Source organism: Nocardia veterana NBRC 100344, from assembly GCF_000308855.1.
Classification (GTDB): Bacteria; Actinomycetota; Actinomycetes; order Mycobacteriales; family Mycobacteriaceae; genus Nocardia; species Nocardia veterana.
Genome location: NZ_BAGM01000085.1, coordinates 16,422 through 39,337 on the forward strand (window position 1 = coordinate 16,422; position 22,916 = coordinate 39,337).

20 protein-coding genes are annotated in these 22,916 nt (G+C 69.3%); 5 read left to right on the forward strand and 15 right to left on the reverse strand.

The window, feature by feature from the left end; genetic code table 11:
• Window positions 1-16: 16 nt before the first annotated feature.
• The 5 genes from ON37_RS14940 to ON37_RS14960 all read right to left on the reverse strand — a co-directional run bounded on the left by ON37_RS14940 (window position 17) and on the right by ON37_RS14960 (window position 6,228).
• Window positions 17-1,096: a 2-oxoacid:ferredoxin oxidoreductase subunit beta gene (locus tag ON37_RS14940; protein WP_040720106.1), complete on the reverse strand. Its 1,080-nt coding sequence runs from the start codon at window positions 1,094-1,096 to the stop codon at window positions 17-19.
• A complete protein-coding gene (locus ON37_RS14945) occupies window positions 1,093-3,048 on the reverse strand; it encodes a 2-oxoacid:acceptor oxidoreductase subunit alpha (protein ID WP_040720108.1) in 1,956 nt (651 codons plus the stop codon). The genes ON37_RS14940 and ON37_RS14945 overlap by 4 nt, the downstream gene beginning before the upstream one ends.
• Window positions 3,049-3,220: 172 nt before the next feature.
• Complete coding sequence (locus tag ON37_RS14950) at window positions 3,221-4,255, reverse strand: Rv2578c family radical SAM protein (RefSeq protein WP_040720110.1); 1,035 nt, start codon at window positions 4,253-4,255, stop codon at window positions 3,221-3,223.
• 31 nt (window positions 4,256-4,286) lie between these two features.
• The gene (locus tag ON37_RS14955; RefSeq protein ID WP_083893005.1) at window positions 4,287-5,147 is read right to left on the reverse strand and encodes an alpha/beta fold hydrolase; all 861 of its coding nucleotides are present in this window, start codon (window positions 5,145-5,147) and stop codon (window positions 4,287-4,289) included.
• A gap of 88 nt (window positions 5,148-5,235) precedes the next feature.
• Window positions 5,236-6,228: an NAD-dependent epimerase/dehydratase family protein gene (locus tag ON37_RS14960; protein ID WP_040720112.1), complete on the reverse strand. Its 993-nt coding sequence runs from the start codon at window positions 6,226-6,228 to the stop codon at window positions 5,236-5,238.
• 172 nt (window positions 6,229-6,400) lie between these two features.
• Here ON37_RS14960 and ON37_RS14965 point away from each other — a divergent pair, with 172 nt between their 5' ends.
• The 3 genes from ON37_RS14965 to ON37_RS14975 all read left to right on the forward strand — a co-directional run bounded on the left by ON37_RS14965 (window position 6,401) and on the right by ON37_RS14975 (window position 9,497).
• Entirely contained in the window at window positions 6,401-6,724 is a 324-nt protein-coding gene (locus ON37_RS14965; protein ID WP_040720113.1) for a type VII secretion target, read from the forward strand.
• Window positions 6,725-6,727: 3 nt separating this feature from the next.
• Window positions 6,728-8,389: a hypothetical protein gene (locus tag ON37_RS34480; protein ID WP_051031614.1), complete on the forward strand. Its 1,662-nt coding sequence runs from the start codon at window positions 6,728-6,730 to the stop codon at window positions 8,387-8,389.
• Window positions 8,390-8,627: 238 nt separating this feature from the next.
• Window positions 8,628-9,497, forward strand: coding sequence for a TIGR03619 family F420-dependent LLM class oxidoreductase (locus tag ON37_RS14975; RefSeq protein WP_040720116.1), 870 nt, complete (start codon window positions 8,628-8,630; stop codon window positions 9,495-9,497).
• 14 nt (window positions 9,498-9,511) lie between these two features.
• On the opposite strand, the gene ON37_RS14980 is transcribed toward ON37_RS14975, so the two are convergent.
• From ON37_RS14980 to hisS, 4 genes are all read right to left on the reverse strand, one after another.
• Window positions 9,512-10,519 (reverse strand): malate dehydrogenase, encoded by a 1,008-nt coding sequence (locus tag ON37_RS14980; RefSeq protein ID WP_040720117.1) that lies wholly within the window; start codon window positions 10,517-10,519, stop codon window positions 9,512-9,514.
• A 208-nt stretch (window positions 10,520-10,727) separates the two neighbouring features.
• Window positions 10,728-10,910 (reverse strand): hypothetical protein, encoded by a 183-nt coding sequence (locus ON37_RS14985; protein ID WP_040720119.1) that lies wholly within the window; start codon window positions 10,908-10,910, stop codon window positions 10,728-10,730.
• Window positions 10,911-11,236: 326 nt separating this feature from the next.
• The gene (locus ON37_RS14990; RefSeq protein ID WP_040720146.1) at window positions 11,237-11,893 is read right to left on the reverse strand and encodes a hypothetical protein; all 657 of its coding nucleotides are present in this window, start codon (window positions 11,891-11,893) and stop codon (window positions 11,237-11,239) included.
• Between the two features lie 80 nt (window positions 11,894-11,973).
• Entirely contained in the window at window positions 11,974-13,251 is a 1,278-nt protein-coding gene (gene hisS / locus ON37_RS14995; protein WP_040720121.1) for a histidine--tRNA ligase, read from the reverse strand.
• 165 nt (window positions 13,252-13,416) lie between these two features.
• On the opposite strand from hisS, the gene ON37_RS15000 reads away from it, so the two are divergent.
• On the forward strand, window positions 13,417-14,283 hold the full coding sequence (locus ON37_RS15000) for a peptidylprolyl isomerase (RefSeq protein WP_040720123.1): 867 nt from the start codon (window positions 13,417-13,419) through the stop codon (window positions 14,281-14,283).
• A 398-nt stretch (window positions 14,284-14,681) separates the two neighbouring features.
• Window positions 14,682-15,239, forward strand: coding sequence for a hypothetical protein (locus ON37_RS15005; protein ID WP_040720124.1), 558 nt, complete (start codon window positions 14,682-14,684; stop codon window positions 15,237-15,239).
• Window positions 15,240-15,305: 66 nt separating this feature from the next.
• Here ON37_RS15005 and ON37_RS15010 read toward each other — a convergent pair whose 3' ends face one another.
• Genes ON37_RS15010 through ON37_RS15035 form a run of 6 tightly spaced genes read right to left on the reverse strand, consistent with a single transcriptional unit; the run spans window position 15,306 to window position 22,435 of the window.
• Window positions 15,306-15,692, reverse strand: coding sequence for a DUF4913 domain-containing protein (locus ON37_RS15010; RefSeq protein WP_245553201.1), 387 nt, complete (start codon window positions 15,690-15,692; stop codon window positions 15,306-15,308).
• Window positions 15,689-17,521 carry a type IV secretory system conjugative DNA transfer family protein gene (locus tag ON37_RS15015; protein WP_040720127.1) on the reverse strand — a complete coding sequence of 611 codons (1,833 nt, stop codon included), beginning with the start codon at window positions 17,519-17,521 and terminating at the stop codon, window positions 15,689-15,691. The genes ON37_RS15010 and ON37_RS15015 overlap by 4 nt, the downstream gene beginning before the upstream one ends.
• A 37-nt stretch (window positions 17,522-17,558) precedes the next feature.
• Window positions 17,559-18,227 carry a hypothetical protein gene (locus tag ON37_RS15020; RefSeq protein WP_245553202.1) on the reverse strand — a complete coding sequence of 223 codons (669 nt, stop codon included), beginning with the start codon at window positions 18,225-18,227 and terminating at the stop codon, window positions 17,559-17,561.
• Entirely contained in the window at window positions 18,224-19,927 is a 1,704-nt protein-coding gene (locus ON37_RS15025) for a peptidoglycan DD-metalloendopeptidase family protein (protein ID WP_040720130.1), read from the reverse strand. Before ON37_RS15025 ends, ON37_RS15020 begins: the two co-directional genes overlap by 4 nt.
• A 10-nt stretch (window positions 19,928-19,937) precedes the next feature.
• Window positions 19,938-20,219: a transposase gene (locus ON37_RS15030; protein ID WP_245553203.1), complete on the reverse strand. Its 282-nt coding sequence runs from the start codon at window positions 20,217-20,219 to the stop codon at window positions 19,938-19,940.
• Window positions 20,220-20,242: 23 nt separating this feature from the next.
• Window positions 20,243-22,435, reverse strand: a complete 2,193-nt coding sequence (locus tag ON37_RS15035; protein WP_245553205.1) for a putative type IV secretion/conjugal transfer ATPase — start codon at window positions 22,433-22,435, stop codon at window positions 20,243-20,245.
• Window positions 22,436-22,916: the final 481 nt, after the last annotated feature.

The following is a 22,916-nucleotide window of genomic DNA, read 5'->3' on the forward strand; positions in this document are numbered from 1 at the left end:
ATCCGCTGCGCTCGGGTCAGCCGACGGTCCAGGTTTCCCGGCCGGTGAGCAATTCCTGCAGCGACTGCGGCCCGACCGGTTTCGTTTCGACGGCGGCGGCAGTCTGCGCCCGGACGCCGTCGTCGTAGGTCGGGCGCGCGACGCTGCGGAAGATACCCACCGGAACATGGGTGAGGTCCTGAGCGGTCAACCGCGAGAGCGCATAGGCGTATTCGGGATGATCGCCGTAGGCGTCGTGCACCACGATCTCCGATTCCGGCACGTCGGCGGTCGCGGCGACCTCGAGTCCGAATCCGTTGCGTACCACCGCGAATTCACCCTCGGCGCCGAATCGGATGGGCTCACCGTGGCGCAGCCGGATCAGATGGGATTCGGCGTTGTCCCGACGCAGCGCGTCGAAGGAACCGTCGTTGAAGATCGGGCAGTCCTGCAGGATCTCCACGAAGGAGGTGCCCCGATGCTCCGCCGCGGCCCGCAGGACCTCACTCAGGCCGGCACGGTCGGAGTCCAGCGCGCGGGCGGCGAAGGTGGCCTCGGCGCCCAGGGCCACCGACAGCGTGTTGAACGGATGGTCGACCGAGCCGAGCGGTGTGGACTTGGTGACCTTGCCCAGTTCGGAGGTCGGTGAGTACTGCCCCTTGGTGAGGCCGTAGATGCGGTTGTTGAACAGCAGGATCGTCATGTTGACGTTGCGCCGCAGCGCGTGGATCAGGTGGTTGCCCCCGATCGAGAGCGCGTCGCCGTCCCCGGTGACCACCCAGACCGACAGGTCCGGCCTGGTCACCGCCAATCCCGTCGCGATCGCGGGCGCCCGGCCGTGGATGGAGTGGATGCCGTACGCGTCGAGGTAGTACGGGAATCGGCTCGAACAGCCGATGCCGGAGACGAACATCAGGTTCTCCCGGCGCAGACCCAGTTCGGCCAGGAACCCGCGGACCGTCGCGAGAATGACGTAGTCCCCGCAGCCCGGACACCAGCGCACCTCCTGGTCGGAGGTGAAGTCCTTGACCTTCTGCGGCCGGTCGGCGGCGGGCACCCCGGACACTCCGGTGAGGCCGAGGTCGGCGCCGACGAGCGATGTGTCGACGATGGTCATCGGTCTCCCCCTGTCGTGCGGTAGGTCGCCCGGGCTCGGGCATCGAAGGCCTTGTTCTGTTCCAATTCGCCGATCGTGCCGTCCAGCGCGGCATCGATGACGCCGACCAATTCCTGCGCCGAGAACGCGGTTCCGGCCACCTTGGTCCACGGCTGCACGTCGACCAGATACCGCGCGCGCAGCAGCATGGCCAGTTGACCGCCGTTCATTTCCGGCGCCACCACGAGGCGGTACCGCCGCAGCACCTCACCGGTGTTGGCCGGCAGCGGGTTGAGATGGCGCAGATGTGCCTGTGCTACCGGGACGCCGCGGCGACGCGCGCGCCGGCATGCCTCACCGATCGGACCGTAGGAACTGCCCCAGCCGATGAGCAGCAGCTCCGCCGTCCCGTCGGGATCGTCGACCTCCAGATCCGGGACCGCGATGCCGTCGATCTTCGCCTGCCGCAGCCGGACCATGAGCTCGTGGTTGGCCGGGTCGTAGGAGATGTTCCCGGACCCGTCGGCCTTCTCCAGACCACCGATGCGGTGGGCGCGACCGGCGGTGCCGGGGCGGGCCAGCGGCCGGGCCAGGGTCTCCGGATCCCGCGCATAGGGCTGGAACGGCGGTACGGCCTCGCCGGCGTCCGGTTCGGCAGGTGGTTCGAAGCCCGGGTCGATCGGTTCGAGATCGGCCACCCGGGGGATGGACCAGGGCTCGGAGCCGTTGGCGATCGCCCCGTCGGACAACAGCAGCACCGGGGTGCGGTAGGTCAGCGCGATGCGCGCCGCGTCGACGGCGGCCGCGAAGCAGTCGGCCGGTGAGCGCGGGGCCACCACCGCGACCGGGGATTCGCCGTTGCGCCCGTACAACGCCTGCAGCAGATCCGCCTGTTCGGTTTTGGTCGGCAGCCCCGTGGAGGGACCGCCGCGCTGCACGTCGACGATCAGCAGTGGCAACTCGGTCATGACGGCCAGCCCGATGGTTTCGCTCTTGAGCGCGAGCCCCGGGCCGGAGGTACTCGTGACGCCGAGGGCCCCGCCGATCGAGGCGCCCAGTGCCGCACCGATGCCGGCGATCTCGTCTTCGGCCTGGAAGGTGGTGACACCGAAATTCTTATGCTTGCTCAGTTCGTGCAGGATGTCGGAGGCCGGCGTGATCGGATACGTGCCCAGGAACACCGGCAACCCGGACAGTTGCCCGGCCGCCACGATGCCGTAGGCCAGCGCGGTATTGCCCGTGATCTGCCGATAGGTGCCCGGCGGCAGGGCCGCGGGCGCGACTTCGTATGTGGTGGCGAAGGATTCGGTGGTTTCGCCGTAGTTCCAGCCCGCCCGGAAGGCCAGCACGTTCGCCTCGCCGATCTCCGGTGTGGCGGCGAACTTCTCGCGCATGAAGGCTTCGGTTCCACCGATCGGCCGGCCGTACATCCACGACAGCAGTCCGAGCGCGAACATGTTCTTCGCGCGCTGACCGTCCTTCTTCCCGACCCCGGCGGGTTCGGTGGCGGCCAGCGTCAGCGAGGTCATGGGGACCCGATGCACCACGAAGTCACCGAGGCTGTCGTCGCTGAGCGGATCACGGTCGTAGCCGACCTTGACCAGATTGCGTTTGGTGAATTCGTCGGTGTTGACGATGACGGTGGCGCCCCGGGCGAGGTCCTCGATATTCGCCTTCAACGCGGCCGGATTCATCGCCACCAGCACATCGGGCTGATCGCCCGCGGTCAGGATGTCGTAGTCGGCGATCTGGATCTGAAACGACGACACCCCGGGGAGCGTGCCCTGGGGTGCTCGGATCTCGGCCGGAAAGTTCGGCTGAGTGGCGAGGTCGTTGCCGAATGCGGCCGCCTCGTGGGTGAACCGGTCTCCGGTCAACTGCATGCCGTCACCGGAATCACCGGCGAACCGGATGACGACCTTCTCCAATTTTTCGGTGCCGGTGGGGCCGTCAACGCCCTGGTTCGAAACCATGCGCCTGCATCACTTCCTCGTCGGGATGAGGTACCACACGCCAAGTTACTCCGCAGCGCGCCGGAGAATCCGTGGAACGAACAACCCGGCGAGCATGCGGTACAACGAGTTTCGGCCGCGAGCGACCCGGCCCCATCGGAGCCGCAGGTACCGCCGGTATCCGGCGGGACGATCAACCGAACAACGCCAATTGCGGGTCGGACCGGAGATCCGCCGCGGTCGCGACCGGGCCGGCGGGCAGACCCCGCTCCGCACCCGATCGGTGCCGGTCGAGCCGATATCGCGCCAGCAGCGGATCGACCCGTCCTCGCAACCACGCAGAGTACTCCGGTGTGACGTACGCCCCACGACCGTACAACTGCCGGTACCGCCGGAGCAGGGCCGGGTGGTGTTCGCCGAGCCACTGCAGAAACCACCCGCGGGTGCTCCCGCGCAGGTGCATCGGCAACACCGTGGCGCGCGCGCCACCGGCGGCGGCGATCGCCCCGAGCAGAGCGTCGAGATGTGCGATGTCGTCGGTCAGGTAGGGAATGACCGGCGCGACCATGACGTTCACGTCGAATCCCGCCTCGGTCAGTGCCCGCACCAGGTCCAGGCGTGCGCGCGGACCGGGCGTGCCCGGTTCGAGCGCATGATGCAGATCCTCGTCGACGGTCGCGATCGACACCGCCAGCCGGACCGAGACCACCGCGGCCGATTGCACCAGCAGGGGCAGATCGCGGCGCAGCAGGGTGCCCTTGGTCAGGATCGAGAACGGCGTGCCGGATTCGGTCAGCGCCGAGATGATGCCCGGCATCAACCGGTAGCGTCCCTCCGCGCGCTGATAGGGATCGGTGTTGGTGCCGAGGGCGACGGGATCGCATCGCCACGACCGCCGGCGCAGTTCCCCGCGCAGCACCGCCGCCACATTCGTCTTCACCACGATCTGGGTGTCGAAGTCCCGGCCGGCGTCCAGGTCGAGATATTCGTGGGTCGGCCGTGCGAAGCAGTAACGGCAGGCGTGGGCGCATCCACGCATCGGGTTGATCGTCCATTCGAAGGGCACCGCCGACCGTTGCGGCACCTTGTTCAGCGCGGTCTTGCAGAGCACCTCGTGAAAGGTGACGCCCTCGAATTCCGGTGTCTGCACACTACGGACGAACCCGGCCCGCTCCAGACCCGGAAGCGCGCCGTCGTCGGCCGCCGGGTTCTGGTTCTGCCATCGCACCCATCAAGTCGAACATTCGTTCGATGCGATGTCAAGCGTGTCGTTCCCGCAGCGCCGGCGCGAAGAAATCGGCGAGGCCGCGGGCGACTCGGCCCGGCGCGTTCTCGGTCGGAATGTGGGCGGCGGCCGGAATCCGGATGAGGGTCGACTCGGGTATCTCGGCGGCGTATCGCTCGGCGTACTCGATCCGCTCGAAGCGGTCGTCCTCGCCCCAGATCAGCACCGTCGGAGTCGAGCTACGACGCAACGCGGGCACCAGCTCGAGGGTGTAGCGACTGTCGGCGGCGGCGACCATGGCCAGCCACGAGCGGCGGACCCGGGGATCGGTCCACGGCTCCAGATACTCGGCGACGAGTCGATCGGTGGCCGCCCCGGCCAGATCGGCGGTGACGGCGCGCCGGCGGGCCGCGAGCAACTCCTCGGCCGTAACCGCCGCGGCGACCGCCGGATCCCGGAACCGGGTCACGTGGGGGGCGGGCCAGGAGTCGTAGGCGACCGAGTTGACCAGCGCCAGCCGGGACACCGCCGACGCGTCGCGGGCGAGCAGATGCTGCGCGACCGCACCACCGATATCGTGCCCCGCCAGTGCGATCGGGCCGGGCAGTCGCAGCGCGGAGACAAACCGCAACACCCATTCCGCGAGGGCCGGGACGGTCGCGGTCTCGGGCGTGAGCTCACCGCCCGAGCGGCCCAGACCCGGGAAGTCGACGGCGATGGGGCGCAACCCGGCCCGGGCGAGATCGCCGAGCACGGGCAGCCAAACCCGGCTCCAGTACGTCCCGTGCAGCAGCACCACCGCCGGGCCGGAGTGCCCCGCGGTCAGGTAGCCGGCCGGCTCACCGTCGACCCGCACTGTGCTGCGCCGGATTGTCGTCGTTTCGGTTGCGCTCATGGGACCACTGTGGCCTGGGCACCGGGCCCGCGACGAGAGTCCGACACGACATCCCCGGGTAGTTTCCTGCCAGGATCCGGACGGGACCTCAGGCCATACTGCTCGCCACCGAGGGCACCGGCTCGCCCTTGTAGAAGGCGATCAGATCGCGGACGGTCTCCTCGGTCGGCCGCGGCCGGTAGCCGAGTTCGGTCCGGGCCTTGGTGCCGTCGATTTCGGGCGCCGACAGCAACGCACCCATCGCCGCGCGGGATACGCGGTCGCTGCCCAACATCTTTCCGATCGGTTCCAGCACCGGCAGCGCCCCCGAGATCACCTTCGCCGGGATCGCGAACCGCGGGCCACGCTTGCCGTTGACCTGCGCGGCGAGCTGCGTCACCGCCAGCATCGTGACCATCGATCCGGACAGGAGGTAGTTCTCGCCGGTGCGGCCCCGTTCGCCGGCGAGGATGAGACCGGTCGCCACATCGCGCACATCGACCAGATCGAATCCACCGCCGATCATCACCGGAACCCGGCCGCGCGCCGCATCCCAGAGCGTGGTGTTGATCCGGGAATCGGAATGGTCGACCGGTCCGTAGACGCCGGTCGGGTTGCAGATCACCGCATCGAGACCCCGATCGATCACCGATCGCAGTTCCACCTCGCCCTGGAATTTCGAGCGGTCGTACACCGGCAGGGCCGGATCGGTCGAGCGCGGCGCGTTCTCGTCGATGCGGCCGCCGCAGCTGTACTGGTTGAACGCGTGGATGGAACTCGCGTGGACCATCCGGCGGGCACCGACCGCCAGCGCGGCTTCGGCGACCACCCGCACCCCTTCGGTGTTCACCCGCCAGGCCAGCTCGTTGCGATGTTCGAGAGTGATCACCGCGACCAGGTGGTAAACGACTTCGGCACCGGCCAGGGCCGAACGCATCGACGCCGGATCGAGTACATCGCCGGCGACCCAGGTGATCGCCGGGTCCGTCGCGCCGGTGGGCCGAACCCGGTCGATGGCGGTCACCTCGTGACCGCGCTCCACCAGCTGGTGGAGCAGATTCGTGCCAAGGAAGCCGGCTGCGCCGGTGACTGCGACCTTCATGCGACGAGAATATAGAACCCGTTCTAATTTGCAACAAGTTCTAGTTTTGTGCACTCGAATCGCGTCGGCCGGGTCGGCTATATTGAGGCCCAGCCCAGCCTCCGGTCGCCCGGTCGCGAGGCTGGTTCGACGTTGACGAGAAGTTGACCACGATGATTGGGGGGCAGATTCGATGAGCGATCTCACCGCCGACCAGAGCGCGATCACCGCGTTCGGGGCGACGCATCAGAGCATTGCGGCCGAAATCGCCGGCGCGGCCAATATGGACACCGCGACGCATGTGGCCGCGATGACGCCGGTTTTCGGACTCATCGGCGCCGACTACCTGGCCATGTTCGCCGCGGCCCAGGTGCTGCACTGCAGTGATGTCAACGATCTGTCGGCCAAATGTAATCACTTGGGGCAGTCCGCATTCGGCACGGTGGCGGTCCTCGGTGACACCGACGACGCCGCCTCCGCGGCGCTCGGCGCCATCGGCAACGGGATCGGAGGCTGATCGGTGCACACCCTCGGTTCCGGCGCCGACAGCGGCGTCATCGCCGCCCCGGCCGTACCCGCCGCCGATCCCGCGCCGATCGCGCCGGCCGCCCCGGCTCCGGTGCCCGATGCCACCCTGACCCAGGCCGCCCAGCAGGGGCCTTTCCCGGATATCCCGCTGCCGCAGCTTCCGGCCGACATCCCACCGGCCGAGGCGCCGGCCTTCGTCACGGCCCGGAAAGAGTTCGAGGACAACGGTTCCGGGCACGGCATCGGCGCACCGCATCTACCCGGCGCCGGGGCCCCCGGTCCCGCCGACTCCCATTCCGGCCTGCTGGGCGATACCGCCTCGCCCCTCCTCGGCGCCGGTCACGATGCGCTGAATCAGGCCGCAGCCGTGGTCGGCGGCGTCCCCGGCGCGCAGAACGTCCTCGACGGCGCCCACGCGGCGCTGAATCAGGCGCCTGCCGCGCTCGGCGGTGCCGCCGGTGCGGTCCAGCAGGCCGCCGCGCCCGCCGCCGCGGCGCTTCCGGCGAACCTTCCCCCACTGCCGGCCGATCCGGTGGCCGCGCTGATGAGCGGGATGGCGTTGCCCGCGCTACCGGGGATCGACCTACTCTTCAAACCGTTTCTCGATCTGCTGTCGAGTTTCGGCACCGGTGTGCTGGGCGCATTGAATCCGGCCGAGCTGCTCAGCCAGTCCTCACAGGTCATCCAGAGTGCCATGCAGATCGGCATGGGAGCGATGAAATCGGTCGAGCAGGTCTGGCAAGGCAAGGCCGCCAACAGCGCACAGAGCGCCGGCCAGCAGGCACAGGCCCAGGGCGCCGACGCCAGCCAGCGCGGATTCGACATCTCCCGGCTGACCGACGAGGCCGCCGCCGTGGTGCAGCGCGGCAACGTGCAGTTGACGGCGGTCGCGCAATCGTTCGCCGCTCAGGCCTCCGCCCTGGCGCCGGTCATCCTGACCCCGCCCGCCCAGGCCACTCTGCTCGCGACCGCCACCGAACATCTCGGCCAGGCGGTCACCATCGTCAACGCGACCCGCGGCGAATTGGGCGGCTACACCGGGCAATTGGCGAATGTGGTGAATCAGCTCGCGGGCCAGTACGCACCGCAGGCCGCCGACGCCGCACAAGCGGTGGCGCAGAACGTCGGCCAGCCGATCATGGAACAGGCGCAGAGCCTGCTCTCCGGCGGGGCCGATACCCAGGCGGCCGGTCTCGGCGATCTCAGCAGCTCCGGGTTGTCCGGCGGGGCCTCCACGCACGCCAGTGCCTTCGGCGGTAACGGCGCGCATCCCGGTTCGCTCGGCAGCGGGGCGGGCGGCGGACTCGGCGGCCTCTTCGGCGGAGGCACCGCCGCGGGTGGCGGTGCATCGGCCAAACCCGGGCTCGGTTCCGCGGTTCCCGGTTCGCGCCCCGGTATCCCCGGTATGCCGTTCGGTCCGGGCATGCCGGGAACCCCCGGACAGGTTCCGGGGTCCGGCTTCCTGGGCGGCGGCACCCCGGCCGCGGCGGGCCAGCGCAATACCGACGAAGAACGCGGCCGCACCGTCCAGAACTACCAGAGCCCGACCGGCAACAGCGATCTCACCGGCCCGCTGGGCGAGACCACTCCCGAGGTGATCGGTCAGACCCACTCCGACGAGATCATCAGCGATTACGAGAACGACCAGCTCTGACTCTCGGCGCCGGCCGATATCCCGACAGCCCGTGGCCCGGACCGCACTCGGTCCGGGCCACGTCGCGTCCTGGCCCCGGCGTCGCTCCGACCCCCGGCCCGGTCGAAATATTAGAACAGGTTCAGAACCCTGCGGGTCGACCGAACTCGGGACAGCGCACCGCCTATCCGACTAGGATCGCGTCAACAACTAGAATCTGTTCTAGTTTCATATCGGCAATACCCCGAGAGGACCACCGATGCGTTTCACCTACGCGGAGGCGATGACCGACCCGGCGCATTACATCCCGCTGGCCCAGGCCGCGGAGGCGGCCGGGTTCCACAGCATGTCGATCGCCGACAGCATCGCCTATCCCGCGGAATCGGACTCGACCTACCCGTACACCCCGGACGGTTCCCGCGAATTCCTCGACGGCAAGCCGTTCATCGAGGCCTTCATCCTGTCGGCCGCGCTCGCCGCCGCCACCACGACACTGCGCTTCACGCCGTTCGTGGTGAAGCTGCCCATCCGCCCGCCGGTGCTGGTGGCCAAGCAGGCCGCCTCGCTGGCCTATCTCAGCGGCAACCGATTCTCGCTGGGCGTCGGCATCAGTCCGTGGCCGGAGGATTTCGAGATCATGGGCGTGCCGTTCGAGCGCCGGGGCAAGCGGATGGACGAGTGCATCGAAATCGTCCGCGGGCTGTCGCGCGGCGAGTACTTCGAATATCACGGCGAGTTCTACGACATCCCCAAGATCAAGATCACCCCCGGCGCCACCGAACATCTGCCGATCCTGGTCGGCGGGCACAGCGACGCCGCGCTGCGGCGCGCGGTCCGGCTGTGCGACGGCTGGATGCACGCCGGCGGTGATCCGGAGGAACTCGATCGCATGCTGGCGCGGTTGAACGAGCTGCGCGCCGAGCGGGATTCCTCGACGCCGTTCGAAATCCACGCCGCATCGATGGACGCCTACACCGTCGACGGCATCAAACGTCTCGAGGACAAGGGCGTCACCGATGTGATCGTCGGTTTCCGTTACCCGTACGTGGCCGGGACCGATACCGAACCGCTCGCCGACAAGATCGCGCATCTGCAGCGGTACGCGGACTCGGTGATCGCGAAGGTCTGACCGGCGGCGCCCGCTCAGCCTCGCTTGGCGAATCCGAGATCGATCACCGCGTCCCGCTCGGCGGCGAGCTCGGCGACGCTCAGATCGATCCGCTCCCGGGAGAATTCGTCGATCGCCAGCCCCGGCACCACGGTGTATTCACCGTTTGCGCAAGTCACCGGGAATGAGCTGATCAGCCCCTCCGGCACGCCGTAGGAACCGTCGGACGGCACCGCCATCGACACCCAGTCGTCGACGGCGGTGCCGAGGACCCAGTCGTGCACATGGTCGATCGCCGCGCTCGCGGCACTGGCCGCCGAGGACGCCCCACGGGCGGCGATGATCGCCGTTCCGCGCTGCTGCACGGTCGGAATGAAGCTCTCGCGCACCCACTCCGGATCCGCGATCACGTCGGCGGCGGGCCGCCCGCCGATCAGCGCGTGGCTGATGTCCGGATATTGGGTGGCCGAGTGATTACCCCACACCGTCATCCGGGTGATCGTCGCCGCGGGAGCACCGCTGCGCGCGGCCAGCTGAGCAATCGCGCGGTTGTGGTCGAGCCGGGTCAGCGCCGTGAACCGCTCGGCCGGAACATCGGGAGCATTGCTCATGGCGATGAACGCATTGGTGTTGGCGGGATTGCCGACCACGAGCACCTTGATGTCGTCGGCGGCGCTGGCGTTGATGGCCGCACCCTGATCGGTGAAGATCGGCCCGTTCGCGGCCAGCAGATCCGATCGTTCCATCCCGGCGGTCCGCGGCCGGGCGCCGACCAGGATCGCGACCGAGGAGCCGGCGAAGCCGACCCAGGGGTCGTCGCTGATGTCGATCGACTCGAGCAGCGGGAAGGCGCCGTCCTCGAGTTCCATCGCAACGCCCTCGACCGCGCCGACCGCCGCCGGAATCTCCAACAACCGCAACCGCACGGGCGTGTCGGGTCCCAGCATGGCGCCCGAGGCGATCCGGAACAGCAACCCGTAGGCGATCTGACCGGCGGCGCCGGTCACGGTGACGGTCACGGGCGTGCGGGCGGCAATGCTCACGACAACTCCTTGTTCACGAGAACTCGGCGATCGGCTTCGGTCCTCCCAACCCTAACGATCCGCACGGCACGGATCGCATCGCCGTGAGCAACCAGACAGCTCCGTCGAGTCGGCCCGGCCGGCAGGCGAATTCGACGCGCCGGCGGCGGCCACCGCCCCCCACACGGCGAGGGCACCGCCTCGTCGGCGGCGCCCTCGTTTCGGCCGGTCAGAGACACACGACGACGCTGCCGAAGCTGAGGCAGACCGCGACCGAACCGACCTGCGTCGCGGTCGGAGTGGAGGCGGAGGCCGGAGCGGTCGTGGCGGCCGTGGCCGCCGGGGCAGCGACGGCACCGAGTGCCACGGCGATGGCGGCACCCGCGGCCGCCCTGCGAACTGTGATAGGCATGGCGCACCCTTCGTTCGAACTACTTTCTTCCTGGAAATACTTGCGATCTCAGTGTTCGCTGGGATCCGGTGTAATTCCAGACATGAAAGTGTCAAGCCGTCACGGGTTCCGATACCAGACTGGTCACAGGCCCAAGTCAACCGGCCGAGCCGGTCGCGAGCAGGGACGCCGAAAGGTAGCCGACCGGGGCGAATGACTCGTCCGGCCGGCGCGCGACACCGCGACCGGCCGTTACCGAATCGTTCACCGGATCGGACTGCGAATGCCGCGCGCCGGCCCGGACGGGGCGCATCCCGGGCGACCGGCCCGACGCCGACCGCGGATCGTCAGGCGGCGTCGCGGCTGAGCGCGGCGATATCGCTGTCGCTGAGCCGGACCGGCTGCACGATGTCCCGGGCCCGCACCAGTTGCACGGCGCGATAGAGCGGCCGATCCGCCAGGCCGGCATCTCTGGCCTCGGCCCGGAGCTGCCCGACCAGCAGCCCGGAGAGCGCGAGCGCGGCCGCCAGTTCCGCCGCGGACAGCGCATCGGCGAGGCTGCGCAGGCCGAGAATGTGCAATTCGCGACCGCTGCCGGCATCGGTGTACATGGCCAGCGGCACGGTCTGGGCGCGACCACCCGCGGTGATCCGCACCACGATGCGGCTGAGCCGGCCGGGATACACCAGCACCTCGACACCGCTGGCGTCGGCGATGTCGAGCCGTCGCCGTCCCAGCGCGGTACGGGCCTCGAGCACGGTGCCCGCCAACCACATTCGACGCCGCCGGACAACGAGCGCGTAGATCGCGGTCGGGGCGCCGATCACCCCGCCGACGAGAACGCCGACCGGCCAGCCGGCCACCCATCCGACCACCAGTCCGACGACCACCCCGACCCCGACCGCACCGAGCGCGAGCCGCCGCAACATCGGCGCGTACAGCTCGGGCGCGATCAGATCGAGGCCGACCGGTTGCGGCGCCGCGGAGTTCGACGACTCGTTCACGCGCCCGCGACCGCCACCCGGCCGGGCCGCCACGTGGAAACATCTGTGCGGCACGGCATCCGAGACATGATCGAACCGTACTACGATCGCTCGCCCAGCGCGGCCGACACCTGCGCCACGACCTCCGCGAGCGGGATCTGACGCTGGTCGCCGGTGCCGAGATCCTTCAATCCGATCTGCTCCTCGGCCAGATCGCGATCGCCGAGTACCAGCGCGAACGCCGCGCCGGAACGGTCGGCCGCCTTCATCGCGCCCTTGACCCCACGCCCGCCGTAGGCGAGATCCACCCGGATTCCGGCGGCGCGCAGCTGCGCGGCGACCACGACCAGCCGCGCCATCGCCGACTCGCCCAGCGGCACACCGAAGACGTCGACCCGCGCCGGGTCGCCGGCGGTCTTCCCCTCGGCCTGCAGGGCCAGCAGGGTCCGGTCCACACCGAGCCCGAAGCCGATCCCCGAGAGCGGCTGGCCGCCGAGTTCGGCCATCAGGCCGTCGTAGCGGCCACCGCCGCCGATCCCGGATTGTGCCCCCAGACCGTCGTGCACGAATTCGAAGGTGGTCTTGGTGTAGTAATCCAGACCGCGCACCATGCGCGGGTTGACCACATACGGCACGCCGAGCGCGTCCAGATGGCCGAGGACCTGCTCGAAGTGCGCCTTCGCCGAATCCGACAGGTGATCGAGCATCAGCGGCGCGTCGGCGGTCAGCTCCCGGACCTCCTTGCGCTTGTCGTCGAGCACCCGCAGCGGGTTGATCTCCGCACGACGGCGGGTGTCCTCGTCCAGGGGCAGCGCGAACAGGAATTCCTGCAGCAGCTCCCGGTACTGCGGCCGGCAGGTCTCGTCACCGAGCGAGGTGATCTCGAGCCGGAATCCGTTGAGCCCGAGGCTGCGGAAACCCGCGTCGGCGACGGCGATCACCTCGGCGTCCAGCGCCGGATCGTCGACCCCGATGGCCTCGACGCCGACCTGCTGCAGCTGCCGATAGCGTCCGGCCTGTGGCCGCTCGTAGCGGAAGAAGGGGCCCGAATAGCACAGCTTGACCGGCAGCTGCCCGCGGTCGAGTCCGTGTTCGATCACCGCGCGCATCACCCCGGCGGTGCCTTCCGGCCGCAGCGTCACGCTGCGGCCGCCGCGATCGGCGAAGGTGTACATCTCCTTGGTGACCACATCGGTCGATTCGCCCACGCCCCGGGCGAACAGCGCCGTGTCCTCGAAGACGGGCAGCTCCACATGTCCGTATCCGGCCAGGCGCGCGGCGCGCACCAATCCGTCCCGCACGGCGACGAACTCCGCCGAGGCGGGCGGCACATAATCCGGAATCCCTTTCGGGGCGGTGAAGCTGCTGGTCTTGGTCACAATGGTCCAGTTTCCCCCACCCGGCAGCGGCAAGTCCAACCGGTTACCCCGGCCCCGGGCCGAGCTGGGCGATTGTACGGAACGATCCGGGGAAGTTAGGCGTCGTCTCAGGAACTGATGGCACACTCTTATGCCGATAAGCAACCGACACGGGAGGACCGGGTAGTGCCGACCAACGAACAGCGACGAGCGGCGGCCAAACGCAAGCTGGAACGCCGACTGGAGCGACAGGCGCAGCGCGCCCGCAAGCGCAAGCAGCTGGCGATCGCCGGATCCGCGCTCGGTGTGGTCGTGGTCGTCGCGGCGGGGGTCGGGATCTATTACCTGACCCGCGGCGACGACTCGCAGAACGCGGCCGCCGCGACCCCCGACGCCTCGCTCTCCTCCACCCCGCAGGCCGCACCCCCGCCGGCGGCCAAGCCCAAGGCCGCGACCGTCAGCTGCGCCTACACCGACGGCGGCCCGGCCGCCAAACCGGTACACAAGCCGGAACAGACCGAGGTTTCGACCACCGATTCGCCGAAGGTAGCCATCGAGACCGACCGCGGCCGGATCGGCATCGCGCTCAACGCCGCCGAATCACCCTGCACCGTCAACAGTTTCGTCAGTCTCGTCCAGCAGAAGTTCTACGACGACACCCCCTGCCACCGCCTCACCACCGGCGAGGGCCTGAAGGTGCTGCAGTGCGGCGATCCCAGCGGTAAGGGCACCGGCGGGCCGGGTTACGCCTTCGCCAACGAATACCCGACCGACCAATACGCCCCTGGTGACCCCACCGCCCAGCAGGTCCCGGTCCAGTACAAGCGCGGAGTGGTGGCGATGGCCAACAGCGGGCCCGACACCAACGGCAGCCAGTTCTTCCTGGTCTACGGCGACTCCCAGTTGCCGCCGCAGTACACCATCTTCGGCACGGTCGACGAGGCCGGCTTGCAGACGCTCGACGCCATCGCCGAGGACGGCGTGCAGGACCCGTCGGCCGGGGACGGCGCACCGAAGCGCCCCGTCACCGTGAAGTCGGTGCAGCTCAGCTGATTCCGCGCGCCCGTCGCCGCACCCGCGCGGTGACGGGCCCGGATCCGGTGCACCGCAGCGGATCCGCTGCCACCGTGACGGGAACAGAATTTCCGCCCGATTGGTCCGGAAATCGAATATCGTCCGAAAGTTCGGCCATCGGCCCGGAATGTGGACTATGCGGATTCGTTGTCCCGCCGAAGTTAGGCTGCCCTCCTCCGCGCTGGTAACCTCATAGAGCGGACCGCGCTGTTGCTGGTCACCCCCCGCACGGGGTGGGCCTGCACCGCCGCGAGCCGTGTTCACGCTGTGCAGACAGGCCGGGGCCTCGCCGGGCGAATCACCCGTTCGTGTGGCGGAGTCCGATCCGAAGCACCACAATCGTCCATAGTGATCACTGCAGCATCGGGGAGCAGGCAATGGCCGAGGAACTCGACGACATCGGCCGCGAGACAGCGGCTTTGATGAGGCAAATGTTGCAGCTTGCGACATTGGTCGCACTGCGCACCCGCGAACGTGGTCAACGAGAAGCCGAAGCACGCGTCAAGGTCACCCAGGAGCGGGTGAAGGAAACCCGGGAACGGTTGCTGCGCGAGGCCCGGGAGGCCAAGGCGAAGGATCCGCGGAACCTGGAACTGGCCCGCATGTTGGAACGACCGGCCCTGGACCGGGGTGTGTCGCTGGAGAAGGCCACCCACTCCCGGGTCGCCCGCACGGTCGAACGTCAGAAGTCGCGCGAGCGCGAACTGACCCGCTACGACTCCCCCGAGCGCCGCCAGGCACTGGCCGCCCATCTGTCTCGGGTCGGTGTCGCACCGGAACTGGCGGCGGTGCGCATGCTCATGGATGTCAGCCAGGCCCAGCCGCCGCAGGCCGCCGTGCGGACCCGGCCGGAAGAACCACCGCGTGTCACTCGCGCTCGCGAACACGACGAGCGGATGCGCGAACGCGAGCGCTCCCGCGATCGATCTCGCTGAACCAGAACCGTGCACCGCTGTGCCGCCGCCCGAATCAGGCGGCGGCACAGCCGGTTTCGGGTAGTCTCAGCTCTTGTTCGGATCGGCGCCGCTGGGTTCGCCGAACATGCCCTGTTGCGGCGGGGTCAGCGGCAGCGGGCTGAGCATGTCCTTGTGCCCGTTGCGCACACTGCAGTATTTGAACGGTCCGCGCGGGTCGAAAAGCCGCGACATGTGCGGATCGGCGTGGTCGAGGAACCACACGCTCATTCCGGTCTGCGCGTCCTGACGCAGGTATTCCCATGCGCGCCACAGTGCTTCGAGCCGCATCGCCGCCTCGGCGTGCTTCCACCATTCCGGACACCACACGGTGTCGGTGAGGTCGGTGACCTGCCGGCGATAGACGAGGCTGAGATAGTTCTCGACGAACTCGACCACATTCGAATAGATCATGTCCTGGGGCTGGTCGGTCACAGCGGGCGAACCTCCTCGGGCTGTCCGTAGGTCGTGGGCGGCTGTCCGGGCATCTCGCCACCGTCGAGCACGGTCCGCTCGCCCACCAGATCACTCATCGTGGTGCGCCGCTGCGGATCGTGATGGTCGATCGACTTGCGCACCTCGGCAGCGTACTCCCCTTCCCACCACGGCACGGTCCGCACGAGCACGGCCGGCGTCCCGGACGCGAACACCACGGCCCGGCCGCGCGGCAGGGTCGCCAGGGCATTCGGATTGAGGGTGCGCGAGGACCCGAGCGAGCGCGAATAGCTCTTGCCGCCTTTGGATTCGGACACCGATGCCGAAATCGAGTCGTAGTCGCCGATCGCCTCCGAGCGTGCGGCGAGGAAGGTCATATCGTCGATACCGGGCCCGAGAACCTTGATGTTGGCCGCTGCCCACAGCGCCTCCATCCCCGCCTGACCCCAGCAGCGCACGCCCTGCGCCCAGGACTGCAGCACGGTCATGACGACGATGCCGCGAGATCCGAAGTGGCTGTACTGCTTCGGCAGATCCTTCCAGCGCACGATGTTGGCCGCCTCGTCGAGCACCGCCAGCAACGGAATCGACAGCCGGCCCATGTGCTGATGGGTGGCCTTGCGCATCGCGACGTCGACAACCGCCTCGGTCAAGGCGCTGACCAGCGGACCGGCCGAGCCGCGGCCTTCGAGCGAGAGACAGTAGAGTGTGCCGTTGCGGTCCAGGAAATCCCACTCGTCGAACTGATAGCGGTCCCCGCCCGGGGTCACCCACTGATGGACGTTCGACAGCTTCAGGCAGCGCACCATTTTCTTCGCGGTACCGAAGATGCTGTCGCGCACCCGTTCGGAGGTGTTGTACTGCTGAGCCAGACCGGAGGCCACCAGATGATGGCTGGCCGCGCGCAGCAGCTGAACGGATTCGGTGTTGCTCGGATCGGTCACCCACTCCCACACCTGTGTGATCGGCCGGTTGGCCACGGCGGCGGCGAGGAACAGGCCCGCGAGCAGATCTTCGGCTTCCGGATCGAAATAGCTGTCCGGCGTGCCGTCCGTGTCCTCGGCATCGGCGAAATGCCCGGCGAGCCGGGCCGCGCGCATCTCACAGCCTTCGTGCCGGGCATCCACCCAGCCCAGCGGATCCCAGAACCAGGTGGCGTGCGTCTCCCCCGCCACGCCCTGGGGGTCGAAGACGAATGCGCGAGAACCCTTGCCCTCCCGCACGTCTCGGGTCGCATCCACCACATCGCGTTTGTTGGAGGTGACCAGGACCGGCCCGATCGCCGACAGGATCGCGGGAATCACCCGCGAGGTGGTCTTACCCTGCCGCGGCCCCCAGATGTCGAGGTGCAGATCCTCGTAGGACCCGAACAGCATCACCCCGTCGACGACGCCGACTCCGATCGGCACACCCGGTGAGTCCTCGTAGCCCAGCCGCACCCCGAGCTGTTCGGCCTTCGCTCGCACCCCCGCCTCGGTGAGCGCCGCGATCGCGCCGCCGGATCCCATGTACTGGGCCTTGGCATCGACCGGAAGGCTGCCGCGGCTGCGCCGCTTCTTCATCTCCCGCCGTACCAGGACGAGCGCGACCACCACCAGCACGACCAGCAGCACGATCACCGTGGACGCGCGCGGCCATTCCAGTTGCCCCCGGGCGATCTTGGCGATGTCGGCGACCGGGTTGATCGGTACGTCCTGCGGCGTCGTCGACAGCTTGTTGCCGAGATGCAGTGCGGCCCACAGGGTTCCGACCACCGCGAAACCGATGTAGATCAGATACAGGGTGAGATCGGGACCCGGATCGGCCGGGTCCTTCACCTTCTTCGCCATCTCGCCTCCTGAGGTGACCGGGGATGTCGTCTGCGGCTCAACGGAATCCGTCGAGCCGCCAGCCGTCGGGGGTGCGTACGACGGTAGCGATCACCGTCGTGGGTGGCAGCGGTTCACGGGTGCCGTCGGGATGCACGGCCGTTTGCTCGATGCCGATCTTGAACTGCTGATGGTCGGAATCACCCGTGCCCGGCGCCTGCTCGCCGGAGGCGAAGGTGAACGCCTCGACCCGGACTCCGGCCCGGCCCCACTCCGCCCAGCGCAGCGTGATGCGGGGCGTCGGCTCCCCCGGCGGCGTGTCGAGCGTGCGAAGTAGGCTGGGGCCCAGCCATTTCCGGGCCCGCGACAGCGAGGCACCCTGTGACTCGGTGGCCGGGTACCAGGTGAAGATCTCGCGCAGCGCCGCGACCGCGACTCCGTCCGGGGTGGCGGGGTCGGGCGCGGGAGCGGCTTCCAGCTGTCGCACGGTCGTCGAGGTGACCGTCGGCGCCGCGCCACGATCGGAGTTGCCGGCACAGGCGCCGGTCAGCAGTGCGACGCACGCCACCAGCATCACCACCAGGTTCGCATCGACAGCCCGTGCCGTAGGTCTGCGGCCCAGCGCCCGCGCACACGGGCGTTCGTTCCAGGTTATCGGTCGCCACCCGCCGTCGGCGAGTCCGTGCGTCCCGGGGAGCTCGGCGTGTCCCGTGTCCGGTGAGCTCACAGCACCCTCCGTAACCGCGCATCGCCGGGAACCGGCGCCTCGCCGACCCCCGATGGCTCGGCCGCGCGGATCATCCGACCGTTCCCGGCATAGATACCGACCTCGGCGGGCCCGCGCACGCCGAATCGGGAGAACACCAGATCGCCCGGCTGCGCCGAGCGGATCGGGACCTCCACACCGGCCTCCCATTGCTGTTCGGCGGTCTGCGGCAACGTCTTCGCGCCCGAGGAGGCCGCGAACACCGCCGCCGCGGTCAATCCGGGGCCGTCCAGGCCACCGCCGGTGGGACCTTGTGGCCCGCCACCGCCCCACACGTACGGGGTGCCCACCCATTGCTGGGCGGCGGCCAGGATGTCCGCGCCGGCCGAACCGCGCCCGGGCTGGAAGCGGCCCATCGATCCGGGTGCCCGGTACTGGGCCTCCATCGCCAGAATGTTCGCGACATAGGGCCGGGTCTCGGAGAAGTGCGCGGCCACCTGGTTCGGCATACCACCGGAGGCGAGAACCGCGCCCTCACCGGCGTTGTAGGCGGCCAGCGACAACGGCACGAGATCGCCGTGGACCTTGCCCTCGCCGATCCAGCGCTCGATCTGATGGGCGATCGAACACATATAGCGGCCCTGCGCGATGATGGCGTCCCCGTCGTCCCACAGGCTGCTGCGGCCGTTGCCGTCGGCATCGAGCAGATAGGGCCGACCGTCGTCCGGATCGGTCGCACGGGCGGTGCTGGGCAGGAATTGGGCCAGGCCCTGGGCGCCCGCGGGCGAGGTGAGTCCCCGCTGGAAGCCGGATTCCTGACGCCCCTGCGCGGCCAGCACCGATGCGGTGATCTCCGGGCACAGTGATCCGGCCCGGCGATACCAGACCTCGAGTTCGGGCGGCACCTTCCCATCGGCGAGTGCGCCCCCGGCGGTGCCGAATCCGCGACTGCACAGCGGATTCGCCGAGTACGGGTAGGCGCCGCCGGCGTTCGGCGTGAGCGCCCCGTCCAGCCAGGGCAGCGGATCGATCTGATGCCCACCGGTCAGGCGGCCGCCGGGCACGATCTCGAAATGCAGATGCGGGCCGGAGGATTCACCGGCCGACCCGACCGCACCGATCTCCTGCCCGGCCCGGACCCGCTGGCCCACCCGCACCTTGACGCCGCTCGCCCACTCGTGACCGTAGACGGCCGAGAAGGGCCGGCCGTTCACATCGACGGAATCGATGACGATCCAGTTGCCGAAGCCGGAGGCGGGACCGGCCGCCACCACCACGCCGTCGGCCACCGCGAATTCCGGTGTGCCGTCCGGCGCGGCCAGGTCGACGCCCAGATGGGCGCCACCGCGCGCACCGAAGGTGTCCGACACCGTGAACGAACCGGCCGGCAACGGCCAGGTCCGCCGGATCGGCGCGATGCCCGCGGCCAGCGACGGCGCACCGCTGGCGCTCGGATGCGCCTGTGCCGCAGGGATATCGGCCGCACCGGTGGCGGGGGCTGTCGAAGTGTGCGGGTCGGCCGAGCTGCCGGGAGTGGTCGACCCGGATTCCGGGGCCCGTGCTGCCCACGGGGCATCGGAGGTGTCGGGCAGGCCCGAACCCGGCGTCGTCGGCTGATCCGCACACGGATCCTCCGACGCGGGCAGCACGATCACCACCACCAGGGTGATCAGGGAGACGACACCGCCGAGGACGAGGGCGGTGAGGGTTCTCGCGTTCACCGCGCACCCGTCATGTCGCGCGGCGAGTTTCGTTCAGGGTTTCCACCAGGGTGCGGTTCATCTCCGCGGCGGCGGCCAGCTGCTGCTGCAGCAGTGCCACCTTCCGGCGCAGCGCCACCGCGTCCATCCGCTCCAGGCTGGGACCTTCGGCGGCGCGCACCCAGTTGCGCACCGAATTGGTGTGCACGCCGATCTGTTCGGCGACGACCCGGCAGGCCTCCGATTCGCTGCGCAGTTTGTCGGTCAGCGCGATGACCTGTTCCACCGCCGCCTGCCGCACCTGCGGAGACACTCGTCGGTATGACCTTTGCGGCATCACGCGGCACTCCCCTCATCGCCCCTGCGGGCCGTGGATTCGGTGAATTCGCTGAAACGCTGGTTGGTTTCGTGGATCCCGCTCTCCTTCTCCGACGCCGTGAACTCCATCTGGAACGGAATTCCCGGGCGCCGGTCCTCGCCGATCTTGAGCAGGAACTTTCCGGTACCGGGCGCCGGTGGGCGGGCCTGGCCCGGTTTGAGCGCCTCGCCGGTCAGCGCCTGCGGCGCCGACCAGCCGGTGACCATCTCCTCCTCCGCGGCGGTGAACGGGATGGTCGAGTCCAATCGACTGATCTCCTCGGGCGGCAGCGCGCCGAAGATCTTGGCGCGGGCGCGTTCCAGGAAGCCGAGCGCCTTGGCGATCGCCGCCTCGGACCCCAGCGATTGCAGATCCTTGATGGTGTGGCTGATCATGATCAGCGAGGTCGCCATGCCACGTTGCAGACGGGTCAGCTCGTCGACCCGGTCCACCATGAAGTCGCCCAGCCCCAGGACCTGCCACAGCTCGTCCATCACGACCTGGAAGTATCGCTGCGGCCCGAGTTTTCCGTCGGCGAGTACATGCGCCGCCTCCACCGAGGCGAAGCCGTCGGCCCAGCAGGCCAGCATCACCGCGGCCTTCAGCTTCTTGTCACCGGTCGGGATGTGCGAGACGTCGATGCACACCGCCACCGCGGACGTGTCGATCGGCGTGGTGGTCTGGCCGTTGAAGACCGCGCCGAACGGCCCCTGGGTGAGCGCCCGCAAGGACCGGCGCAGGCCCTTGGTGGCCTCGTGATACTCCTCGGGGTTGTCGGCACCGGCGTCGAGCATCAGTTCCTCGCCGCCGCGGATCACCACGTCGAGCAGATCCTCCATGATCGGCGGGGATTCCGGCGCGAAGCCGCTGCCCTCGCGGTAGAGGATGCGCAGGGCCGTGGAGATCAGGGTTTCCTCGTAGTCGCGGACCCGGGCGCCGCGCACCAATTCGACCAGACCGGCGATCAGGGTGACCTGCCGGGCCCGCAATTCCTGGGTCACCTGCAGCTGCAGGGCGGGGATGTCCGCCAGCATCGGCACGATCGAGCCGAGCACGCCACCGGCCAGCGGATTGAGTTTGCCGTGGCCGTAGCCCAGATCGATCACCTGGCCGCCGACCAGCTCCACCAGTTTGCGGTAGTCCGGCTTGACGTCGGCGAGGATCAACGGCGTGATGCCCTGCGCCACACCGCCCAGGACGATCCGCCGCACCAGCGACGATTTGCCGAAACCGTTGAGGCCCAGCACGAACAGGCTGGGCGCGGTGATGAAACTGCCGCGCATGAACCAGTTCATCGGGTCGAAACAGACCGGTGCGCCAGTGTGCAGATGTGAGCCCAACGGCGTGCCGATCAGCGGGGCGCCGGCGCCGACCGACCACGGCCACAGCCCGGCGACCTGCGCCGTCGTGGCGCGGTATTCGACAGGCCGGCCGACCACGTTCATCCGGCCGCCGCCGGGACCGATGTAGCCGCGATCGGTCAATTGCGCGGTGCCCCGGTCGAAGCCGTCCTCGACCACCGATTCGATGCGGGCCGCGGCGTTGACGCGGCGCAGATCATCGGTGCGGATCCGGAAGGCCGCCCAGGCGGCGCGCAGTCCCGCGCCCTCCCGGGCGACGGCCTCGAGCCGGGCCCGCTCCGCGTCGTCGAGCAGTGGCGGGCCCTGATTCTTCTTCTTGGCCGGTTTGGTTCGCCGGGCGCGCCGATCGGCCGGGTCCTCGGTCCGCGCGGCCCGCGAGAGTTGTTCGTAGGAGGCCATTTTCGAGCCGTTGCGATCGCGCAGGGTGCGCTGCCCGCGCCCGCTCCGCCGCGGGGCGCCGTCGGTACGCCGGCTCGCGCCCCGGGAACCGTAGCTGTCGTAGCCGGGGCGGCGGGAGGGCCGGTCGTAGTCACCGGTCACGGTTCGGCCCGCCCGAGTCGCGGGGGGAACGTATTCGAATCCGGCCGGCGGGTCGGCCGGGTGGGACGTGCCTTGCGCATGCGAAATCTCTCGATCGTCGGGCCGACTGTCCGGTCCGCCCCGCCGGCGCGGGCGGCCGACCGAGGGGAGCTCGTGCGCCGATGCGTCGTCGGGGGCGCTCGAATCATCGGAATCGGTATCCCGCGTGCGGGATTCGGCGGTGCCGGGCTGCCGAGCCGCGGCCCGCGCGTCCGCTGTGTCGATATCCATGGGGCTCGCCCCGCCGACGGCCGTCGACGATTCGCCGGAGTCCTCCGACGCATCGGCCGCCGGATCCGCATCGGCCACCACGGATTCCTCGGCCTCGGAACGGCCGTCCACGGGTTGCGCGGAATCTTCCTCGATCCGTTCCGAACCGGTTACCGGCCGCTGATCGTCGTGCGGACGGCTCGGCGCACGAACCGCTTTCGAGCGGCTGCGCGTATCGGCGGCCGCCTGGTCCGGGTCCGGATTCCGGGTGGCGCCCGCGCCGGTGACCGGCGCCGACCGCGCGGAGCTACCCGGTTCCGAATCACGCGGACGACCGGGCGCTGCCGTCGCCGTGTCCTGCGCACCGCCGTTGCCGATATTTCGTTCGCGGTTCGGATGCGTGGCAGGGGAATCGGCGTCCGGTCGCCTCGTGTCCTCGACCTCGAGGGCGGGAATCGGGCGGCGGCGCTCGGAGTCGCGGCGCGGGCCCGCTGCACCGCGG